General features: G+C 71.8%; 7 protein-coding genes. 3 read left to right on the forward strand and 4 right to left on the reverse strand.

The window, feature by feature from the left end; translation table 11 throughout:
- Positions 1–374, forward strand: a 374-nt coding sequence (locus tag ABD317_RS30400) for an Rv3235 family protein (RefSeq protein WP_344294026.1), incomplete at its 5' end; no start/stop codon positions are given.
- A 128-nt stretch (positions 375–502) separates the two neighbouring features.
- Here the strand turns inward: ABD317_RS30400 and secA are convergent.
- Entirely contained in the window at positions 503–3328 is a 2826-nt protein-coding gene (gene secA / locus ABD317_RS30405; protein WP_344294028.1) for a preprotein translocase subunit SecA, read from the reverse strand.
- 361 nt (positions 3329–3689) lie between these two features.
- On the opposite strand from secA, the gene ABD317_RS30410 reads away from it, so the two are divergent.
- Positions 3690–4280: a GNAT family N-acetyltransferase gene (locus ABD317_RS30410; RefSeq protein WP_344294030.1), complete on the forward strand. Its 591-nt coding sequence runs from the start codon at positions 3690–3692 to the stop codon at positions 4278–4280.
- A 112-nt stretch (positions 4281–4392) separates the two neighbouring features.
- The gene (locus ABD317_RS30415) at positions 4393–5592 is read left to right on the forward strand and encodes a winged helix-turn-helix domain-containing protein (RefSeq protein ID WP_344294032.1); all 1200 of its coding nucleotides are present in this window, start codon (positions 4393–4395) and stop codon (positions 5590–5592) included.
- A gap of 48 nt (positions 5593–5640) precedes the next feature.
- On the opposite strand, the gene ABD317_RS30420 is transcribed toward ABD317_RS30415, so the two are convergent.
- The 3 genes from ABD317_RS30420 to ABD317_RS30430 all read right to left on the reverse strand — a co-directional run.
- Positions 5641–6360 (reverse strand): response regulator, encoded by a 720-nt coding sequence (locus ABD317_RS30420; RefSeq protein WP_027754403.1) that lies wholly within the window; start codon positions 6358–6360, stop codon positions 5641–5643.
- A 93-nt stretch (positions 6361–6453) separates the two neighbouring features.
- Positions 6454–7173: a ribosome hibernation-promoting factor, HPF/YfiA family gene (gene hpf, locus ABD317_RS30425; RefSeq protein ID WP_027754404.1), complete on the reverse strand. Its 720-nt coding sequence runs from the start codon at positions 7171–7173 to the stop codon at positions 6454–6456.
- Between the two features lie 326 nt (positions 7174–7499).
- The coding region (locus ABD317_RS30430) for a phosphoribosyltransferase family protein (RefSeq protein WP_344294034.1) at positions 7500–7883 on the reverse strand (384 nt) is incomplete at its 5' end.

A 7883-nucleotide genomic window follows, 5' to 3' on the forward strand; every position in this document is an offset into this window, starting at 1 on the left:
AGCTGCGGCCGCACGAGTGGTTCGCCGAACGGCTGGTCCTCGTGCTCAGCGGGCAACGGCCGATGCACTGGCTGCTCGGCCACACCACCGGCCGCGCGTACGACCAACTCGCCGCGTTCGCCGACGCGCTGCCGCTCCGCGCCGGCCCGCGCCCGCAGCTGCGGGCGTGCGGCTACTGCCGGCCGGCGCCGGACGTCATCGAGGCGTTCGCCCGCGTCGCCGTGGGCGACCGGCTGCGGGCGCTGGCCTTCCGGCTGGAGCTGGGCCCGGACCGCCGCTGGCGCTGCGCCGCGGTCGAGGTGGGCCCGCAGGCGGCGGGCCCCCCGGGAACCCCGGGAGCGCCGTACGGAGCCGTGGCGGCCCCGTACGGGTGAGGTACGGCGGCCGGAGGCAGTACAGGACGGCAGTACGGACGAGCGGCCGGCCGGCGGCCCCGCCGCGCACACGACGGCGGGGCCGGCCCTACAGGACCGGCCCCGCCGTACGGCGTCGTGCTACGGCGTCACTTCTTGCGCCGCTTGCCCTTCGAGCCGCCCTTCTGGGCCCGGCGGCGCTCCGCCCGGGTCCGGCCGCCGCCCGAGCCGCCGGACGTGGCGGCCTTCGCGTCGTCGGTGGCCAGCTCGCCCTCCGCGACGCCGCCCTCGGCGGTCGGCGCGGAGAAGTGCAGCCGGTCGGGGCGCTGCGGCTGGTCGAGGCCCTTGGCGCGGATGGCCGGGGCCGGGGCCGGGACCGCGTCCTGCGGCTCGGCGCCGCCCTCGGCGGGCACCGCGTCCTCCACCGGAACCTCCTCGACCTGCTGCTCGACCTGGACCTCCAGGTTGAACAGGTAGCCGACGGACTCCTCCTTGATGCCGTCCATCATCGCGTTGAACATGTCGAAGCCCTCGCGCTGGAACTCCACCAGCGGGTCCTTCTGCGCCATCGCGCGCAGCTGGATGCCCTCCTGGAGGTAGTCCATCTCGTAGAGGTGCTCGCGCCACTTGCGGTCCAGCACCGACAGCACGACCCGGCGCTCCAGCTCCCGCATGATCTCCGAGCCGAGCTGCTCCTCGCGCTTGTCGTACTGCGCGTGGACGTCCTCCTTGACCATGTCCTCGATGAACTCGGGGGTGATGCCCGCCCGGTCGCCGGCGGCCTCCTCCAGCTCCTCGACCGTCACGGAGACGGGGTAGAGCTGCTTGAAGGCCCGCCACAGCCGGTCGAGGTCCCACTCCTCGGCGAAGCCCTCGACGGTCTCCGCCTGGATGTAGGCGTCGATGGTGTCGTCCATGAAGTGGCGCACCTGCTCGTGCAGGTCCTCGCCCTCCAGCACCCGCTTGCGCTCGCCGTAGATGACCTCGCGCTGGCGGTTCATGACCTCGTCGTACTTCAGGACGTTCTTGCGCGTCTCGAAGTTCTGCTGCTCGACCTGCGACTGGGCGGAGGCGATGGCGCGGGTGACCATCTTGTTCTCGATCGGCACGTCGTCCGGCACGTTGGCCATCGACATGACGCGCTCCACCAGCTGCGCCTTGAACAGCCGCATCAGGTCGTCGCCGAGGGAGAGGTAGAAGCGGGACTCGCCGGGGTCGCCCTGGCGGCCGGAGCGGCCGCGCAGCTGGTTGTCGATGCGCCGCGACTCGTGCCGCTCGGTGCCCAGCACGTACAGCCCGCCGAGGTCCTTGACCTCGTTGTACTCGGCCTTGACGGCCTCCTCCGCCTTCTCCAGCGCGGCCGGCAACGCCGCCGCCCACTGCTCGGAGTGCTCGACCGGGTCCAGGCCCTGCTGGCGCAGGGCGGCCTCGGCGAGGTCGTCGGGGTTGCCGCCGAGCTTGATGTCGGTGCCGCGGCCCGCCATGTTCGTGGCGACGGTGATCGCGCCGCGGCGGCCGGCCTGCGCGACGATCACGGCCTCGCGGTCGTGCTGCTTGGCGTTCAGCACCTCGTGCGGCACGCCGCGCTTGCTGAGCTGCTGCGAGAGGTACTCGGACTTCTCCACCGACGTCGTGCCGACCAGCACCGGCTGGCCCTTCTCGTACTTCTCCGAGATGTCGTCCACGACGGCGGAGAACTTCGCCTCCTCGGTGCGGTAGATCAGGTCGGCCTGGTCCATGCGCGCCAGCGGGCGGTTCGTCGGGATGGGCACCACGCCCAGCTTGTAGATCTGCTGGAACTCGGCCGCCTCGGTCATGGCCGTACCGGTCATGCCGCCGAGCTTGCTGTAGAGCCGGAAGAAGTTCTGCAGGGTGATCGTGGCGAGCGTCTGGTTCTCGTCCTTGATGTCGACGCCCTCTTTGGCCTCGATCGCCTGGTGCATGCCCTCGTTGTAGCGGCGGCCGGCGAGGATACGGCCGGTGTGCTCGTCGACGATCATGACGTCGCCGTTCATGACGACGTAGTCCTTGTCCTTCTTGAACAGTTCCTTGGCCTTGATGGCGTTGTTCAGGTAGCCGACGAGCGGGGTGTTCACCGACTCGTAGAGGTTGTCGATGCCCAGGTAGTTCTCCACCTTGGCGACGCCGGCCTCGTGGATGGCGACGGTCCGCTTCTTCTCGTCCACGTCGTAGTCGCCGGTCTCCTGCTTGCCCAGGCGCGGGTCGCCCGCCTCGCCCTTGGACAGCCGGGTGACCAGCTTGGCGAAGTCGGCGTACCACTTGGTGGCCTGGTCGGCGGGGCCGGAGATGATCAGCGGGGTGCGGGCCTCGTCGATGAGGATGGAGTCGACCTCGTCGACGATCGCGAAGTTGTGGCCGCGCTGCACCAGTTCGTCCTTCGACCACGCCATGTTGTCGCGCAGGTAGTCGAACCCGAACTCGTTGTTCGTCCCGTAGGTGATGTCGCAGCCGTACTGCTCGCGGCGCTGCGCCGGCGGCATGTTGGCGAGGATGCAGCCGACCGACAGGCCGAGGAAGCGGTGGACGCGGCCCATCCACTCGGAGTCGCGGTGGGCGAGATAATCGTTGACCGTGACGATGTGCACGCCCTTGCCGGAGATCGCGTTGAGGTACGCGGGCAGGGTGCCGACCAGGGTCTTGCCCTCGCCGGTCTTCATCTCGGCCACGTAGCCCCAGTGCAGCGCCGCACCGCCCATGATCTGGACGTCGTAGTGCCGCTCGCCGAGGATCCGGTGGGCGGCCTCGCGTACGGTGGCGAACGCCTCGGGCATGAGGTCGTCGAGGGACTCGCCGTCCTCGTACCGCTGCCTGTACTCCTCGGTCAGTGCGCGCAGCTCGGCATCGGAGAGGTCGACGAAGTCCTCTTCGATGGAGTTGACCTGGTCCGCGGTGCGGGTGAGCTTGCGCAGGATCTTTCCTTCTCCTGCGCGCATGATCTTTCCGAAGACGGACACTTTGGGCTGGCTCCTTGCCGGTCGGGCCTGGCACGGTCGGGTGCGCTGGTGCGGCCCCTGTCCTCTGGGGCTCCTCTCGGGCCTCGCGGAGCCCATGGCCGCACCGGCCATCGTATGCGAGGACGGGGGTGCCCCGGGAGGTCCAGCCCAGGGACGTTAGGTGCCGTCACCGTACGTGTCAACGTACGGCCCCCGCGGAAAGTGCCGCGGCGCCCCGCCCCCCGCCTCGTCCGGCCCCGTCCTGCCCCGTCCTGCCCCGTCCGGCGGCGGCCGGCGGCCGGGCGGGGCGGTGCCGCGGCGGGGCCGGAGACGACGGGAAAAGCCGTGGCGGGGGCGGGAGCCGGAGGCGGAGAATCCGTGGATGGAACCCGTCACCCTGGACACCGACCGCCTGCTGCTGCGCCCCATGGAGGCCGGCGACGTCGACGCCGTGCTCGCCGCCTGCCAGGACCCCGGCATCCAGCGCTGGACGCGCGTGCCGTCGCCGTACGGGCGCGCGCACGCGGAGGACTTCGTCCTCAAGACCTGCCCCGCCGGCTGGCGCGAGGACGGCCAGTACAACTTCGGCGTCTTCACCCGCGACGGCGGCGCCCTGGTGGGTTCGATGGGGCTCGTCGGCTTCACCCCGTCGCGGCACGCGGAGCGCGTCGCGGAGCTGGGTTACTGGACGGCGCCGGAGCAGCGGCGGCGCGGCTACACCGCGGAGGCGGCGGGGGCCGTGGTGCGGTGGGCGTTCACGGAGGTCGGCATCGACCGGGTGGAGTGGTTCGCCGAGGTCGGCAACGAGCCGTCGCGGGCGGTGGCGCTCCGGGTGGGGTTCACGATGGAGGGGACGCTGCGCTCGTGGTTCGTCAACCACGGCACGCGGCGGGACGCCTGGGTGGCGTCGCTGCTGCCCTCGGACGTGGGGCTGCGCTCGCGGCTGCCGTACCTGCCGCCGCCGTCGCGGTGAGTGTCCGACGGTGCACCGGGAGTGCGACGGCGCTGCCGGCGCTGCCGGCACCGCCCGCCCCGCGCGCTCCTCGCCACGGGGGTTGTCAGAGGGAGGCCCTACGCTCGCCGGCATGACCACGAAAGTGTCTCTCTCCGCCGACGACGCCCGCCGTATCGCCCTGCGCGCCCAGGGGCTGCTCGGCGCGCCCGACCGCCGGGCCGGCACCCGCGGGGTGCTGCGACGGCTAGGCGCGGTGCAGCTGGACACGATCTCGGTGCTCGCCCGGTCCCACGAGCTGGTGCCGTACGCGCGCCTGGGCGCCGTCGGCCGCGAGGCGGTGGAATCGGCGTACTGGTCGGGGACGGCCGCCTTCGAGTACTGGTCGCATGCCGCCTGCATCCTGCCCATGGAGGAGTGGCCGCTGTTCGCCTTCCGCCGCCGGAAGAACCGCGCCCGCGGCTACCGCTGGCACCAGCCGCGGGACCCGCAGGGCTCCCGCGCCGCCGTCATCGAGCGCCTGCGCGGCGACGGCCCGCTGACCTCCACGGACCTGGGCGGGGCGAAGAACGGCGGCCCGTGGTGGGACTGGTCCGAGACGAAGATCGCGGTGGAGACCCTGCTGGACGCCGGCGAAGTGGTCGTCACGGCCCGGCGCGGCTGGAAGCGGGTGTACGACCTGGCCGAGCGCGCGATCCCGGACGGCCTGTTCCACGACGACCTGCCGGACGAGGAGTGCCTGCGCCGGCTCGTCGGCCAGGCGGGCCGCGCCCTGGGCGTGGGCACGCGCGCGGACCTGGCTGATTATCACCGTCTCAAGGGCGAGCAGGTCGCCGCGGTCGTGGGGGACACCGAGCTGGTCGAGGTGGAGGTCGAGGGCTGGGGCAAGCCGGCCTGGGCCGACCCGGAGGCGCTGGCGGCCGCCCCGCGGGGGCGGCACAGGACGACGCTGCTGTCCCCGTTCGACTCCCTGGTCTGGGACCGCCCGCGGACGGAGCGGATCTTCGGGATGACGCACCGGCTGGAGGCGTACGTGCCGAAGCCCAAGCGGATACACGGCTATTTCGCCATGCCGGTGCTCGCCGGCGGGAAAGTCGTCGGCCGGGTCGACCCGGGCCGCGAGGGCAGCACCCTCGTCGCCCGCCAGGTCACCCTGGGCGCCGACCGGCCGGTCGGGGTGACGCCGGCGAAGGCCGTGGAGCCGACGGCCGCGGCGCTGGCGGAGGCGGCGAGCTGGGTGGGCGCGCAGACGGTGCGGGTGGAGCGGGTCAGCCCGCCGGAGCTGCACACGCCGCTCGCCCGGGCGGCGGAGAAGGCCGTGGCCGCGGGCTGACCGGCCGCCGGGCCGGCGCGGCCCCGCGGCGGGCACTCCCGCGGGGCGTCAGCGGATTTCGAGGATCTTCTCGCGCATCGCGTAGACGACGGCTTCCATCCGGGAGTGCAGCTGCAGCTTCTCCAGGATGTTGCGCACGTGGTTCTTCACCGTGTTTTCGCTGATGAACAGCTCTTTGGCGATGTCGCGGTTGTTCATGCCGGTGGCCACCAGCTTGAGCACCTCCAGCTCCCGGTCGGTCAGCCGCGGCGCGGGCACGAGGCGCCGCTCGTCGGTGCGCTGGATCATCGACTTGAACTCGGTCAGCAGCTTCGACGCCATCGAGGGGCTGATCTGCGACTGCCCGTCGGCCACGGCGCGGATCGCGGTGGAGACCTCGTCGGTGGAGATCTCCTTGAGCAGATAGCCGGTCGCGCCCGCCTTGATCGCGTCGTAGAGGTCGGCTTCCTCGTCACTGATCGTCAGCATGATGATCTTTGCGCTGGGGGCGACTTCCTTGATGGACGTGCACGCCTCGATGCCGGTGCGCCGGGGCATCCGGATGTCCATCAGCACGATGTCGGGAAGGAGGTCGGCAGCCTTGTCCACGGCCTCGGCGCCGTCCCCGGCCTCACCGACGACCTGGATGTCCTCCTCCTGGGCGAGAACGATCTCCAAGCCGCGGCGGAAAAGCTCATGGTCGTCCACGACGAGGACGCGGATCGGCTCCTCCCGGGGACCGACCGCCGTCTTCGGCTCACCCGCTCCGCTCAGCTCGAACTCCGCCACGCTTGCCCCCAGGCACCGACTCTGCCGTGCGCGCACATGATTTCACGACCGGGCGGCGGGGTGACGCCCCCGCCGCCCGCGTACCGTCGCCTTTCAGCCGCCCAGAGCGTCTCCCGCACCGTCCGGCATCGACTCCTCGATCGGATAAGGATCGAGGTGGATCACGCCGTAGTCATATGCGTGCCTGCGGTAGACGACGCTGGGCAGCTTTTTGTCGGAGTCGACGAAGAGATAGAAGTCGTGCCCGACGAGTTCCATCTCGTACAGCGCCTGGTCGAGCGTCATGGGCGGGGCGGCGTGGGTTTTCTCCCGCACCACCAGCGGGCCGTCGCCGTCCACTTCCAGCGGTCCCCGCCGATGAATCCGAGAGCCGTTCTGCCGCGGCTCGCTCTCCCCCGTCATCTCCATGGACGGGGTCGTCAGCTCCCCGTTGTCCGTGAGCTGGGCCGCGTGCGCGACGACCGCGCCCACCTCGGCCGCGGTGCGCCGGGCCTTGCCCGGCCGCCTGGTCTTGCGCTTGTCGTGCTGCTTGCGCAGCCTCGCCTCCAGCTTGGCCGTCGCCAGGTCGAGGGCTGCGTACGGGTCGGCCGCGGCCGCCTCCGCGCGGACCACGGGCCCCCGGGAGTGCACCGTGATCTCCACCCGGTCGCAGCGGTCGGCCAGCCGCGGGTTGTGTTCCTTGGACACCTCGACGTCGAGGCTGATCACCTTGCCGTCGAACTTCTGGATCTTGTCCAGCTTCAGCTTCTCGGCCACATGCCGACGAAACCTCTCGGGAACCTCGGTCTTGCGGCCTTTGACGACGATGTCCACGCAGAACTCCGTTCTGGAACGGCTCCGCGTACCGCTGAGCTGACGGGCGAAGCCGGTCCCTTGGTGCGCTGGGCCCCGGTGGTTTGCCGGAGCTCGGGGTTCTCTGCCGCCGGTCCCTCCCGCGGAGGGACCGGTTTCACCTCCTCCTCCCCCACCGACAAGATCGACACCCCATCGGATGCGGCGGATTCGGCCCGTCCGCCGCCTTCGCAGCCTCCTCACAATCGAACATAGCTCGCCTCAGATGCCGCGGCACCCCCTGAGGCCTGGATGATCCGATCCGGTTGGTGTACCTCTTTCCTACCTGCACAAACGTAAGATCGCGGTCAAGGGAGCGCGCACGCGCGGCCCGCTTCGAACGCGTCCCGCGGCGCGGCGACGACCGCCGCCGCGAGCGCGTCCCCGGCGCCTGCCGCGCGGACGGCCCGCGCTGCCTCGGCGAGTGACGCCCCGGTCGTCAGTACGTCGTCCACCAGCACGACCCGGCACCCCGGCGCCCGCAGCCGCGGCGCCCCGCCGCGGACCGCCTCCAGCGCCCCGCGGGCGTTCCGCCGCCGCGCCGCGGCGCTCAGCCCCGCCTGATCCGCCACCGCCCGCCGCTGGCGCAGCACGGGCAGCAGCTCCGCCCGTATCCCGCGCCGCCGCAGCCGCTCCGCGGCGACCAGGGCGATGCGCCGCACCGGATCGTGCCCCCGCCGCACCACGGCCGC

This window comes from Streptomyces synnematoformans (assembly GCF_039531005.1).
In the GTDB taxonomy this organism is placed as follows: Bacteria; Actinomycetota; Actinomycetes; order Streptomycetales; family Streptomycetaceae; genus Streptomyces; species Streptomyces synnematoformans.